The sequence below is a fragment of the Providencia sp. genome (genome assembly GCF_052096715.1).
Lineage (GTDB): Bacteria > Pseudomonadota > Gammaproteobacteria > Enterobacterales > Enterobacteriaceae > Providencia.
The window spans coordinates 64,172-77,667 of sequence record NZ_JBQDNB010000019.1; the positions used below are offsets into that span (position 1 = coordinate 64,172).

15 protein-coding genes are annotated in these 13,496 nt (G+C 41.4%); 10 read left to right on the forward strand and 5 right to left on the reverse strand.

Translation table 11 applies throughout. The features are described from left to right. Positions 1-103: 103 nt before the first annotated feature. On the reverse strand, positions 104-733 hold the full coding sequence (locus tag ACTH6U_RS14605; RefSeq protein WP_294349812.1) for a lysoplasmalogenase: 630 nt from the start codon (positions 731-733) through the stop codon (positions 104-106). 111 nt (positions 734-844) lie between these two features. On the opposite strand from ACTH6U_RS14605, the gene ACTH6U_RS14610 reads away from it, so the two are divergent. Next, positions 845-1,201 carry a DUF2500 domain-containing protein gene (locus ACTH6U_RS14610; RefSeq protein WP_441832498.1) on the forward strand — a complete coding sequence of 119 codons (357 nt, stop codon included), beginning with the start codon at positions 845-847 and terminating at the stop codon, positions 1,199-1,201. A 1-nt stretch (position 1,202) separates the two neighbouring features. On the opposite strand, the gene ACTH6U_RS14615 is transcribed toward ACTH6U_RS14610, so the two are convergent. Both ACTH6U_RS14615 and rsmD read right to left on the reverse strand, forming a co-directional pair. Then, the gene (locus ACTH6U_RS14615) at positions 1,203-1,490 is read right to left on the reverse strand and encodes a DUF1145 family protein (protein WP_441832499.1); all 288 of its coding nucleotides are present in this window, start codon (positions 1,488-1,490) and stop codon (positions 1,203-1,205) included. A 10-nt stretch (positions 1,491-1,500) separates the two neighbouring features. Then, positions 1,501-2,082, reverse strand: a complete 582-nt coding sequence (gene rsmD, locus ACTH6U_RS14620; RefSeq protein ID WP_294109565.1) for a 16S rRNA (guanine(966)-N(2))-methyltransferase — start codon at positions 2,080-2,082, stop codon at positions 1,501-1,503. A gap of 217 nt (positions 2,083-2,299) precedes the next feature. Here rsmD and ftsY point away from each other — a divergent pair, with 217 nt between their 5' ends. The 4 genes from ftsY (at position 2,300) to rpoH (ending at position 6,939) form a co-directional block, all read left to right on the forward strand. Continuing rightward, on the forward strand, positions 2,300-4,210 hold the full coding sequence (ftsY, locus tag ACTH6U_RS14625; RefSeq protein ID WP_441832500.1) for a signal recognition particle-docking protein FtsY: 1,911 nt from the start codon (positions 2,300-2,302) through the stop codon (positions 4,208-4,210). 6 nt (positions 4,211-4,216) lie between these two features. After that, on the forward strand, positions 4,217-4,882 hold the full coding sequence (gene ftsE, locus ACTH6U_RS14630; RefSeq protein ID WP_294106209.1) for a cell division ATP-binding protein FtsE: 666 nt from the start codon (positions 4,217-4,219) through the stop codon (positions 4,880-4,882). After that, on the forward strand, positions 4,875-5,852 hold the full coding sequence (gene ftsX, locus ACTH6U_RS14635) for a permease-like cell division protein FtsX (protein ID WP_434719851.1): 978 nt from the start codon (positions 4,875-4,877) through the stop codon (positions 5,850-5,852). The genes ftsE and ftsX overlap by 8 nt, the downstream gene beginning before the upstream one ends. A 205-nt stretch (positions 5,853-6,057) precedes the next feature. Further along, positions 6,058-6,939 (forward strand): RNA polymerase sigma factor RpoH, encoded by an 882-nt coding sequence (gene rpoH / locus ACTH6U_RS14640; RefSeq protein ID WP_294106212.1) that lies wholly within the window; start codon positions 6,058-6,060, stop codon positions 6,937-6,939. Positions 6,940-7,072: 133 nt separating this feature from the next. Here rpoH and ACTH6U_RS14645 read toward each other — a convergent pair whose 3' ends face one another. Then, a complete protein-coding gene (locus ACTH6U_RS14645; RefSeq protein ID WP_294106214.1) occupies positions 7,073-7,459 on the reverse strand; it encodes a VOC family protein in 387 nt (128 codons plus the stop codon). Between the two features lies 1 nt (position 7,460). After that, entirely contained in the window at positions 7,461-7,871 is a 411-nt protein-coding gene (gene panM, locus ACTH6U_RS14650; RefSeq protein WP_294106216.1) for an aspartate 1-decarboxylase autocleavage activator PanM, read from the reverse strand. A 380-nt stretch (positions 7,872-8,251) separates the two neighbouring features. Here panM and ACTH6U_RS14655 point away from each other — a divergent pair, with 380 nt between their 5' ends. From ACTH6U_RS14655 to livF, 5 genes are all read left to right on the forward strand, one after another. Then, complete coding sequence (locus ACTH6U_RS14655) at positions 8,252-9,361, forward strand: branched-chain amino acid ABC transporter substrate-binding protein (RefSeq protein WP_441832501.1); 1,110 nt, start codon at positions 8,252-8,254, stop codon at positions 9,359-9,361. Positions 9,362-9,532: 171 nt separating this feature from the next. Further along, entirely contained in the window at positions 9,533-10,459 is a 927-nt protein-coding gene (gene livH / locus ACTH6U_RS14660; protein WP_336430131.1) for a high-affinity branched-chain amino acid ABC transporter permease LivH, read from the forward strand. Beyond that, positions 10,456-11,727: a high-affinity branched-chain amino acid ABC transporter permease LivM gene (locus ACTH6U_RS14665; RefSeq protein ID WP_441832502.1), complete on the forward strand. Its 1,272-nt coding sequence runs from the start codon at positions 10,456-10,458 to the stop codon at positions 11,725-11,727. Before livH ends, ACTH6U_RS14665 begins: the two co-directional genes overlap by 4 nt. Next, a complete protein-coding gene (gene livG, locus ACTH6U_RS14670; protein WP_434719855.1) occupies positions 11,724-12,503 on the forward strand; it encodes a high-affinity branched-chain amino acid ABC transporter ATP-binding protein LivG in 780 nt (259 codons plus the stop codon). Before ACTH6U_RS14665 ends, livG begins: the two co-directional genes overlap by 4 nt. Then, positions 12,503-13,204 (forward strand): high-affinity branched-chain amino acid ABC transporter ATP-binding protein LivF, encoded by a 702-nt coding sequence (gene livF, locus ACTH6U_RS14675; protein ID WP_441832503.1) that lies wholly within the window; start codon positions 12,503-12,505, stop codon positions 13,202-13,204. Before livG ends, livF begins: the two co-directional genes overlap by 1 nt. Positions 13,205-13,496 lie beyond the last annotated feature (292 nt).

Genomic DNA, 13,496 nt, shown 5'->3' on the forward strand with positions numbered 1-13,496 from the left:
TTAGTGAGTCTACACTTTGGAGTCTACTCCAGAGTCAAATAAAATGAAGGTCACCAATTGATAAAAAATGCTATTTGAGAATTTTATCAATTGGCGATAAGGCTTATAAATAAATCGCACGAACAATAAAGAATTGTCCAATGAAATAGAATGCCGCCACAACAGCTTTAGATGCTTTAAATGGGAAGCGAAAATGGGCGATTAACCAAATGCAATTAGACAGAAATAGCATTGAGGCGCCAACCATAATAGAAAAATTATATTCGCGACCCAGACCAAAATATTGATCGCCAGCAACCCAAGCCATAATCATACACATGACTAATGATGCAAAAACAATAGCTTGAAGGTGTTCAAGTTTACCCCAAATCAGCACTAAAGTGACAGCTGCAATAATTAATGGCACCGCTAACCAAGGTAGGAACAAACCAAAGTTTAACTGCATACCAAAACTAATGGCATAAATTAGATAACTTAAAAACATCAGTGCAACAGATGTAAGTAAGTGCTCACTAGAAAACATCCGAGAAAGATCGGCGACTAACGAAACTAGCAAACCGGCTAAGATTAGATAGTTTTGAATATTTAAGTCGTCGGAGCTCCATCCCCAAAGTAATAAAAGCAAGAGTGTAATGGGGCGAAATAGCCAACGTTGCCAGCCAGGACCACGATAAGCCGCATCGACATACAGCCAGCCTGAAAAGAGCACTGCAAGAAATGGCCAACTAATCATATACACATCCTTATAATTTCAAATGAATGAAGTAACGGTCAGAGTATTTCGTCACTCTCTATAAATAAGATAAACTATAGTCATGTTTTTTTTAAGCTAAATGCACATTTTATGAATAAACCTATTTTATTAATCATCGTTTTAGTCATTATTGCCGTATTTGCCACTAAGCGTTTTTTCGATCAACGAAAACAAAATGAAATTAATAATAATTCGTTACCTATTAGTTATTTAGTAGAGGTCAGCGAGAAAAAAGACTACCCCTATCCGAACATGCGTTCTCGTGAACGTGATGTGGTTTCTCCTGAAACTTTTCGTTATGAAATTTATTTTAAATCGCAATCAAGTGGCGAGATTATCAAAACAATTGTCAATGAAACTCAGTATCACGCCGTAGAGCAAGGTTCTAAGGGGAAATTGACGTTACAGGGCACTCGATTTATCCGCTATGAACCTGAATCATCCTGATTTAGTGTTTATTTTTTGCTTTATCGAGAGCGGCTTTCATTTTCTTTTGCATTACAAGTAGCTCAAAAACACCGAAGAAAAAAATACGAACTTGTACCAGACCTGAAAGTTTTTCATTTTTAGGTAAAGATGCTTTAATAAACATAGTTTGTAATGCATGCATAATTACCATGAAAATCATAGCGATATCCATAAAATACTTTAAGGGTTTGGGGAATGGGTGGATCAAATTAAACAGCATAAAACCCCAAACACAGACCATCAGTAGGCGACCTATATTAATTAACATACTTTTCTCCTTAAAGTCGATTTCGAATGAAAAGGCGGTAAGCTACTTGCCCGGCAATTTTTTCGCGATGTAGTTGCCAATTCGCAGGGATGTCAGTAAGTGGTGACTCCGCCTCTGACTCAATGTAGATCCAGCTTTCATCTGCTAGCCACTGATTATTTTCTAATAATTGGATAGTTTCATTGAGCAAGCCTTTACGAAAAGGAGGATCAATAAAGACAAGGTCAAAAGGCGTTCCCATTTGATTTAAAACAGTCAGGCTACTGTTATTGATAACCGTGGCGTTATCAGCCTGTAAACGCATTTTATTGTCACTCAGCAGTTGGGCATTCTGTTTATCTAATTCAATAAAAGTTACGCTATTAGCAAATCGAGAAAGTGCTTCAAACCCTAATGAGCCACTTCCTGCGTAACAGTCAAGACAACGGGCGTCTTGAACAACAGGCATTAACCAGTTAAATAAGGTTTCTTTGATTCTATCAGTGGTGGGACGTAAGCCCTCACTATCACGGACAGGCAGTTTTCGCCCACGCCATTTACCGCCAATGATACGAATTTGTCCTAAAGATGTTGTTTGTGGTTTTTTTGCCATAATATGTATTATTGCTTAGCTTATTTATGCGTTAAAAATTGATTGTTTATATTGTAGCGCGTCATTTTCATAGTTTTAACATAAAAATTCAGATTAAATTGCCATGATTTTTCGTTCAGATATGTGTTGCTGCGCCATGAAATGATAGACTGGATGTAATTTTATTGCGATTTTATTATTACGCGCCATGTTTTTACCGCGAGGAGTGCAGTGGCAAATGGCTAAAGACAAGAAAAAAGGCTTATTTTCATGGTTGGGTTTTGGCCGTAAAGATGAAAATGAAACCCAGCAGCAAGCTGAGCAACAACAAAAAGTTGAGATTGAAAATGAAGTTGACCTTCAACAAAGTGCAGAAGATGCTGCAATAGCAGAGGCTAATGCAGAAGCTGAACGTCAACGCCAAGCAGAACAAGAAGCCATTAAAGCGGCAGAAGATGAAGCTGAACGCCAATATCAAGCACAACAAGCCGCTATTGATGCTGCGACAGAACAAGCAGAACAACAGCGAAAAATAGCATTAGCTGCAATTCAAGCTGCTGAAGAGCAAGCGGAGCTTGAGCGCCAAGCAGTACAAGATGCGCGTATTGCACAAGAAAAAGCAGAGCGAGAAAGACTTGAAGAAGAAGCTGTGCGTATTGCAGAGGAGGAAGCTGAGCGTCAACGCCAAGCTGAGCTTGCTGCGATTAATGCTGCGCAAGAAGAAGCGGAGCGCCAACGCCAAGCTGAATTAGCCGCTATTCAAGCCGCTGAAGATAAAGCGGAGCAAGAGCACCAAGCAATAGAGGCCGCTGCTATTGTGGCTGCGGAACAACAGGCCGCAGAAGAAAAAGCGGAACAGGAACGCCAAGCTGCAAAAGAACAAGCGGAACAAGAGCGTCAAGCCGCAGAAGCTGTGCGTGTTGCTGAGGAAGCTGCTGAGCGTCAACGCCTAGCTGACTTAGCGGCTATTGAAGCTGCCGCAGCTCAGGCTGCAAAAGAACAAGCGGAACAAGAGCGCCAAGCCGTAGAAGCTGCGCGCCTTGCAGAGGAAGAAGCTGAGCGTCAACGTTTAGCTGCTATTGAAGCTGCCGCAGCTCAGGCCGCAGAAGAACAAGCGGAACAAGAGCGTCAAGCCGCAGAAGCCGCGCGCCTTGCCGAGAAAGAAGCTGAGTCTCAAGCTCAACAAGATGCTGAGAATGCACCTATAATCGAACAAGAAAAACCTAAAAAAGAAGGTTTTTTTGCGCGATTAAAAAGTGGATTATTAAAAACACGTCAAAATTTAGGCTCTGGTTTTTTTAGCTTATTTAGCGGCAAAAAAATTGATGATGACCTTTTTGAGGAATTAGAAGAACAATTACTCATTGCCGATGTGGGTGTGGAAACAACACGGAAAATTATCGATAATTTAACGGCACATGCAAGCCGTAAAGAACTCAAAGATGCGGACGCTTTATACAGTAAATTACGTGAGGAAATGTCTGATATTTTAGCGGGTGCAGATAAACCACTAGTTATCGAAGATAAAAAACCTTATGTTATTCTTATGGTTGGGGTTAATGGAGTTGGGAAAACAACTACCATTGGCAAAATGGCTCGTCAATTCCAATCCGAAGGTAAAACTGTCATGTTAGCTGCGGGAGATACTTTCCGTGCTGCTGCGGTAGAACAGCTACAAGTCTGGGGTGAGCGCAACAAAATTCCTGTTGTTGCACAACACACGGGTGCTGATCCTGCCTCTGTCATTTTTGATGGGATCCAATCAGCTCAAGCTAAAGGTGCTGATATTCTAATTGCAGATACCGCAGGGCGCTTACAAAATAAAGCACATTTAATGGAAGAGCTGAAAAAAATAGTCCGAGTGATGAAAAAACTGGACCAAGACGCGCCCCATGAAATTATGCTAACACTAGATGCAAGTACTGGACAAAATGCGATTAGTCAGGCGAAACTTTTTAATGAAGCGGTAGGTCTGACTGGTATAACATTGACGAAACTCGATGGCACAGCAAAAGGTGGGGTAATTTTCTCTATTGCAGATCAATTCGGTATTCCTATTCGTTATATCGGTATTGGTGAAGGCATTGAAGATTTACGTCCATTTAAAGCAGATGACTTTATCGAGGCTCTATTTGCCCGAGAGGAATAATTTTCGATGATCCGCTTTGAACACGTTAGTAAAGCTTATCGCGGTGGCCGCCAAGCTCTTCAAGGGGTAGATTTTCATCTACAAGCCGGAGAAATGGCATTTTTAACGGGTCACTCAGGCGCAGGTAAAAGTACATTACTTAAACTCATTTGTGGTATTGAGCGCCCAAGTGCGGGTCATATCTTGTTTAATGGTCATGATATCAGTCGTTTGAAAAATAGGGAGATCCCCTTTTTACGTCGACAAATTGGGATGATTTTTCAAGATCATCACCTGCTATTTGACCGAACAGTTTATGACAATGTTGCTATGCCGCTGATTATTTCTGGGGCAAGTACTGAAGATATTCGTCGACGTGTCTCAGCTGCATTAGACAAAGTTGGATTATTGGATAAAGCAAAAAACTTGCCTATTCAATTATCGGGCGGTGAACAGCAGCGTATTGGTATCGCTCGCGCGGTTGTGAATAAACCGACGATGCTACTTGCGGATGAGCCAACGGGTAACCTTGATGGAGAACTTTCTGAGGGGATCATGCGTTTATTTGAAGAATTTAACCGCGTTGGTGTGACCGTTTTAATGGCAACCCATGATGTTGCACTGATTGAGCGTCGTAACTATCGTGTGCTTACTTTAAGTGAAGGTCGGATGCTTGGAGGTCAACATGGCTAGGAATGTCCGTAAAGGCAAGCCAGAACGTACCATGAAGTCGAAAAGCAAGGCACTTAAAGGGGGATGGCGTGAACAGTGGCGTTATTCATGGCTAAATGCGTTAGCTGATATGCTAAGACAGCCATTAGCAACCTTTTTAACCATTATGGTTATTGCTATTTCATTAGCACTACCTAGCCTTTGCTATGTTGTTTGGAAGAATGTTTCCCAAGCCGCATCACAGTGGTATCCTGCACCACAACTAACTGTTTATCTTGATAAATCTCTTGATGAGCAAGGTGGTCAAAATGTGGTTAATCAATTACAAGCCCTTGATGGTATTGAACACGTTAATTATCTGTCTCGCGATCAAGCCATGAGTGAGTTTCGTAGTTGGTCTGGTTTTAGTACTGCTTTGGATATGCTTGAAGAAAATCCATTACCTGCTGTTGCGATTATCACGCCAAAAATTGATTTTGAGGGGTCCGATGTTTTAGCCACTTTACGCGATAGAGTTAGCCAAGTTGGCGGTATCGAAGAAGTGCGCATGGACGACAGTTGGTTTTCTCGACTTGCAGCGCTGACGAGGCTAGTTGGGCAGGTTGCCTCTGTGATTGGCATTTTGATGATAGTATCGTTGTTCTTAGTGATAGGTAATAGTGTCCGTTTGAATATTTTTGCCCGCAGAGATACCATTAATGTCATGAAATTGATTGGGGCAACTGATGGTTTTATTATGCGCCCATTTTTAAATGGCGGTATTGTGTTAGGGGCACTCGGTGCCATTATCTCACTGATAATGACATCATTATTGGTGTGGCAACTCTCCGGTGTTGTTGCACAAGTAGCCAGTGTATTTGGGACCCAATTTCGTATCGAAGGGCTGTTGTGGGAAGAAACGTTACTTATTTTGTTGTTATCAGCCATTGTTGGCTGGGTCGCCGCTTGGTTAGCGACCATTCAACATCTACGTCATTTCACTCCTGAATAATTGCGTATTTCATCGGCACTTAATATAAGGGTGTCGATGAAAATTTCGCCATTAAGGAACTTCAAACGATAATTTTTGTCCTACATTGACCCGTTGTTGATAAATCTTGCCTATAATTTATTTAATGTAACGAAGCTGATAAACTGATTATTCACCACATCGAATTCAAATTAATTTTTTTTTATTTATTTTATAGAGGATCTGCATGACCAAAGATATGCAATCATTAGCGCTTGTTCCGCAAGGGAGTATTGAAGCTTATATGCGAGCTGCCAATGCGTACCCTATGCTCACCGCTGAGGAAGAGAAGGAACTTGCTGAACGGCTGCATTACCATGGTGATCTGGATGCCGCAAAGCAATTGATCTTATCTCATTTGCGTTTTGTTATTCATGTTGCACGAGGCTATGCAGGGTATGGTTTACCGCAAGCTGATTTAATTCAGGAAGGTAACATCGGCCTGATGAAAGCCGTTCGTCGCTTTAATCCTGAAGTTGGTGTCCGCTTGGTCTCTTTTGCTGTTCATTGGATCAAAGCAGAAATTCATGAATACGTTCTACGTAACTGGCGTATTGTTAAAGTTGCCACGACAAAGTCGCAGCGTAAATTATTCTTTAATTTAAGAAAAAATAAAAAACGTCTTGGTTGGTTTAATCAGGACGAAGTGGATATGGTTGCTCAAGAATTAGGGGTGAGCACCAAAGATGTCCGCGAAATGGAATCACGTATGTCAGCGCAGGACATGGCATTTGATATGTCTGATGATGATGACAGTAGCGATTTTGGTGGCCCTGTTGCACCAGTTCTTTTTTTACAGGATAAATCGTCTGATTTTGCTGGCTCAATTGAAGATGATAATTGGGAAAGTCATGCAACTGATCGTTTATCCGATGCATTGGAGTCCCTCGATGAACGTAGTCAGGATATCATCCGCGCTCGTTGGTTAGATGACGATAATAAAACAACGCTTCAAGAGCTTGCTGATAAATATGGTGTATCTGCTGAGCGTGTGCGCCAACTTGAAAAAAATGCGATGAAAAAATTGCGTTTAGCGATGGAAGACGACGAAGACGAAGACGAAATGTAATTTTTATTTCTTCTTATCACTATCTGCATTTATTATTATTTTGCAGTGTAATAGATGCAGATAGTGACTTAATTTTATTTCCTGCCTTTATTCCTCTTGTTTTAATCACGCTTTATTCAAATCATTCTTTACACTAATCACAGTATAATTCTAATGGCAACCCATCTGGGTCCGCGAAAAAAGTAAATCGTTTTTGTGTATAGGGATCGATTCTTATTGCTTCACAGATAACGCCATGCTGACTTAAATAGGTTATCCATTTATCTAATTCATCAACACTAAATGCAAGATGCCGTAGCCCCATAGCTTCAGGGTAACTAGGTCTTGCTGGCGGATTAGGAAAACTAAATAGTTCGATTTGATAATTATCACCAAAAGCTAAATCTGCTTTCCATGAATCATTTTCTGGGCGGTAGTATTCTGCGAGTAAATTCAATCCAAGAATACGGCAGTAAAAATCTTTACTGATTTGGTAATTCGACGCAATAATTGCAACATGATGAATTTTCTTTAATTTCATGTTATTCACCTATTTTCATATCCCATTCGCCATCTTTTACTGTGGCACTAAAACCACAGGCGCTTAGAAATTTTTCTATGATGATTTTTTGTTGCACTTCTAACCCATTGAAATTGAAGTACCAATGTTTAACTTCAGGTTGTTGGCGGCAAATTTCTTGTAGCAAGTATAGGCCAACTCCCCGACGACGAGTGACTTCACGTACACAAAAATCACTGATAGTTCCTTGAGATCTATTGATACTGACTTTAGCCGCAGCGAGCAATCGGTCATTAAAGCGAGCCGCAAAAAATTGTTGATCTGATTTGAGTGCTTGGATCAGTTGTGGTTGTGTCTGGTCTATCCAGATCTTATATAAGTCTTGGTACTGATGTTCAGTAGGATTAACCAAAGGAATAATCGTGAGTCTCATGATGTATTTATCTGTTTCCTTGTCTGTTTTTCAGTCATTTCTGTTGTCGGAGTGATCCATAACTGATTTTTTAATTTTAGAGAGAAAAATTTTGTCTAGCTTGATCTTCCGAGTTTAGCTCGGATTAATTTAAATTTAACCAGAATATAACACTAGTATTTACAAAAAAACCATTTTATAACATCAGTTTTTTATTCTGCATATAACTTAATAATCTACCATATCCATTTGCTTTTTAGCATAATTATCTTGTTTAATGGTCTGAAATATATAGCCTTATTTGCTGTATTTTGAAATATCAGGCATTGATCCTGTCAACTATAATAAACGACTATAAATCAAACACAAACACTCAGAACCATCGAGATAGGGACAATAACATGAAGAAGATGAATAAAGCATTATTGGCTAGCTGTATCGCAATGGCATTTAGTTCAAGCGGATGGGCAAAGGAAATTAAGATTGCTGTTGTTGGGGCAATGTCTGGTCCCGTTGCACAATATGGTGATATGGAATTTACAGGTGCGCGTCAAGCGATTGCAGACATTAATGCAAAAGGCGGTATCAATGGCGATACTCTAGTTGCTGTTGAATATGATGATGCTTGCGACCCAAAACAAGCCGTTGCTGTTGCAAATAAAGTGATTAATGATGGGATTCGTTATGTCATTGGCCATTTGTGTTCATCATCAACTCAGCCTGCATCTGATATTTATGAAGATGAAGGCATTATTATGATCACACCAGCGGCAACAAATGCTGATTTAACCACACGTGGCTACCAAATGGTATTGCGTACAACAGGGTTAGATTCAGACCAAGGTCCTACCGCTGTTAAATATATTTTAGATGAAATTAAGCCAAAGCGTATTGCGGTTGTCCATGACAAGCAGCAGTACGGTGAAGGCCTAGCTCGTTCAGTTCGCGAAAGTTTAAATAAAGCGGGTGTAAAAGAAGTGCTGTTTGAAGGCGTCACCGCAGGAGATAAAGATTTCTCAGCTTTAGTCGCAAAATTGAAAAAAGAGAACGTTGATTTTGTTTACTTTGGTGGGTATTACCCTGAAATGGGCCAAATTTTACGTCAAGCGAAGCAATCAGGCCTCAATATCGGCTTTATGGGACCAGAAGGCGTAGGTAACTCGTCTTTATCTAATATTGCAGGAGACGCTTCTGAAGGGATGCTAGTTACTCTACCTAAGCGTTATGATCAAGTTCCAACTAACCAACCGATTGTGGATGCACTGAAAGCGAAAAAAGAAGATCCAACGGGCCCATTCGTTTGGACTACTTATGCGGCTATCCAAAGTTTAACAACGGCAATGCAACGTACCGGTAGCGCTGAGCCTGAAGATTTAGCTAAAGATCTGAAAGCAAATCCGGTTGATACAGTCATGGGCACATTAAGCTGGCAGCCTAATGGTGACCTGAAAGGCTTCGAATTTGGTGTGTTTAAATGGCACAAAGATGGGACGTCTACTGCGGTGAAATAATGTCTTTCATATTTTAAGTTGTATAGGTTGGGCGTTATTGATGGCCTTTATGCAATTTGAATTATTTAGGGCAGAGAATGGGTTGTTTTAGTTAAAATTAGCTGGAGGTTAGCCTTGCTGACTTCCAGCTTTAGCTCTCCTTGAGGGACAGTAGTTTGAAAGGATAGTCCTATGTCAGATCAAATTCTTTATTTTATTCAGCAATTTCTTAATGGATTAACATTAGGTAGTACCTATGCGCTGATAGCCATTGGCTATACCATGGTGTATGGCATTATTGGCATGATTAACTTTGCTCATGGCGAAGTGTATATGATTGGGAGTTATGTTTCGTTCATTGCAATAGCCGGTTTAATGATGCTAGGTATCGATGTCGGCTGGATATTGGTTGCCGCAGCATTTGTTGCCGCTATTGTCGTTTCGAGCGCTTACGGTTGGAGTATTGAGCGCGTTGCTTATCGACCTGTGCGTCATTCTAAACGTCTAATTGCCTTGATCTCCGCGATCGGGATGTCTATTTTTCTGCAAAACTATGTCAGCCTTTCCCAAGGTTCACGAGATCTTGCGTTGCCAAGTTTGATCACTGGCCAGTGGATCATCGGAGAAAGCGATGGTTTCGAAGCGATCATCACTAAAATGCAATTGACGATTTGGGTCGTCACCTTATTAGCAATGCTAGCATTGACGGTATTTATTCGTTATTCGCGCATGGGGAGAGCTTGTCGCGCTTGTGCCGAAGACTTAAAAATGGCGAGTTTATTAGGAATTAATACTGATCGCGTTATTTCACTGACTTTTGTGATTGGTGCCGCAATGGCGGCAGTTGCCGGTGTGTTACTCGGACAATTTTACGGTGTTATCAATCCTTATATTGGTTTCATGGCAGGAATGAAAGCCTTTACGGCAGCGGTACTCGGTGGTATCGGTAGTATTCCGGGAGCAATGCTTGGTGGATTGATTCTAGGCGTTGCTGAGGCGATGACATCTGCATATTTTAGCACTGAATATAAAGATGTCGTGTCATTTGGTTTACTAATAGGTGTATTGCTAATCATGCCAACCGGCATTCTGGGACGTCCGGAGGTCGAAAAGGTATGAGAAAAGAAAATTGGATTAATGCCATTGTGGCATCTGTGACTTTTTTTGTTTTAGCCGTTTTTATGTTAGGGCTAAGACTTACTCTTGATGGTACAAAGCTAGTGGTCACTACAGGCGATTCAGTTCGTTGGAATTGGATCTTTGTTGGGATTGGGATCATCTTTATTTATCAACTGGTTCGCCCATCGCTGGCAAAAGTTTGGCAAGGTGTACCGAAAAAATCGTGGGCGATACCTGATTTCGATGGATCAACGCCGAAACAAAAAATTCTTGCCATTATCATTATTATTGCTGCCATTATATGGCCATTTATCGTGTCGCGTGGAAGTGTAGATATTGCCACACTCACGTTAATTTATGTGATGTTAGGTTTAGGCTTGAATGTGGTGGTTGGCCTTTCAGGGCTACTAGTATTAGGCTATGCGGGATTTTATGCTATCGGTGCATACACCTTTGGCTTGTTAAATCATTATTATGGTTTTGGCTTCTGGGAAAGTTTGCCAATTGCGGGCTTAACTGCGGCATTAGCGGGGTTATTACTCGGCTTCCCAGTATTAAGGTTGCGGGGGGATTACCTCGCAATTGTCACATTAGGTTTTGGTGAAATTGTACGTATTTTACTGTTGAATAATACTGAAATTACTGGCGGACCAAATGGTCTTAGCCAACTACCAAAACCTACATTCTTTGGTCTCGAATTTAGTCGTAGTGCTAAAGATGGTTGGGACACATTCCATCACTTTTTTGGTTTAGATTACAATCCGGGTGATCGGATTATTTTCCTCTATTTTGTTGCGTTATTACTCGTTATTTTAACCTTGTTCGTAATCAATCGATTATTGCGTATGCCATTAGGCCGTGCTTGGGAAGCGCTACGCGAAGATGAAATTGCCTGTCGCTCATTAGGGCTAAGCCCTACACGGATTAAATTAACCGCATTTACTATCAGTGCTGCATTTGCGGGTTTCGCGGGTACGTTGTTTGCTGCACGTCAGGGGTTTATCAGTCCGGAGTCATTCACATTTGTTGAATCCGCATTCGTATTAGCGATTGTAGTACTTGGTGGTATGGGCTCACAAATGTCAGTAATTTTAGCGGCAATCATCTTAGTCGTATCAAGGGAGATGATGCGTGACCTTAATGAATACAGCATGTTATTGCTTGGTGCATTGATGGTACTGATGATGATTTGGCGACCACAGGGTCTATTGCCAATGAAACGTCGCCAAATGAAGTTGCAGAAAACGCAGGAGGGCGATATCGCATGAGCATATCAACAACGCCTTTGTTGCAAGTCAGTGGCCTCACTATGCGTTTTGGTGGCTTGCTAGCAGTAAATAATGTGGAGCTGACGTTAAATCAAGGGGAAATTGTTTCTTTGATTGGTCCAAATGGTGCGGGAAAAACTACCATTTTTAACTGCCTAACTGGTTTCTATAAGCCAACTAGTGGCACTATTGTTTATCGTGATAAACATTTAGAAGGCTTACCTGGACAGGCGATTGCTCGTCTTGGCGTTATTCGAACTTTTCAACACGTTCGTTTGTTTAAAGAAATGACCGTAATTGAAAATCTACTTGTTGCTCAACATCAACATTTGAAAAGCGGTATTTTTTCTGGCTTATTGAAAACGCCAGCATTTCGTCGCGCAGAATCAGACGCAGTAGATAATGCCATTAAATGGCTCGAGCGGGTTGATTTGCTGCAATTTGCTAATCGACAAGCTGGAAATCTGGCTTATGGACAACAGAGACGTCTTGAAATAGCACGCTGCATGGTAACGCGACCAGAAATCTTAATGCTAGATGAACCTGCTGCTGGGTTAAATCCTAAAGAAACCAATGATTTGGATGAGCTAATTGCAGAGCTACGTACTCATCATAATGTTTCAATTTTATTGATAGAACATGATATGAAGTTAGTCATGGGGATTTCAGATAGAATTTATGTGGTAAACCAAGGTACGCCATTAACCAACGGTACGCCGAATGAAATTCGTCAACACCCAGATGTTATTAAAGCCTATTTGGGAGAAGCTTACTGATGTTAGAATTTAAAAAAGTTTCTACCCATTATGGAAAAATACAAGCATTACATGAAATTAGCTTGAATATCCAAAAAGGTGAAATTGTCACTCTGATAGGTGCCAATGGAGCAGGAAAAACGACATTACTGAGTACACTTTGTGGCGATCCTCGCGCTTCTGAAGGGCAAGTGGTTTATCGTGGTGTTGATATTACGCAATTGCCAACAGCGAAAATTATGCGTGAAGATATTGCCTTGGTGCCAGAAGGCCGTCGTGTTTTTTCACGTATGACGGTGGACGAAAATTTGGCGATGGGCGGCTTTTTTGCCACCCGCCCAGAATACCAAGAGCGTATCGAGAAAGTGTATAAACTTTTTCCAAGGCTCTATGAGCGCCGTAGTCAGCGTTCAGGCACGATGTCTGGTGGCGAGCAGCAGATGCTTGCCATCGGCCGAGCGCTGATGAGTCAGCCAGAACTTCTTCTTTTGGATGAGCCTTCATTAGGGCTTGCGCCGATTATCATTATGCAGATATTTGACACAATTCAACAACTACGTGAAGAAGGCATGACTATCTTCCTAGTAGAGCAAAACGCAAATCAAGCGCTGAAGCTCGCAGATAGGGGCTATGTGTTGGAAAATGGGCATATTGTGTTAGAAGATAGTGGTAAGGCTTTGTTGGCTAATGAGGCGGTGCGAAGCGCTTATCTCGGCGGCTAAAATACGCGTCATCCTTCGAGTTGTAGGGGTGTTGGCTTCGCTTCGGCTACTTGGGTCACATGCTTGTGTATGCTTCCCGAGCCTACCTACTACTCGTCATCCTTCGATTTGTAGGGGTGTTGGCTTCGCTTCGGCTACTCGGGTCACATACTTGTGTATGCTTCCCGAGATATCCTTACTTGCCGCCTACCTACAATTCGAATGATTTAGAGTAGTGAATATTGGCTATCCCTCGAGTTGTAGGGGTGTTGGCTTCGCTTCGGCTACTCGGGTCACATACTTGTGTATGCTT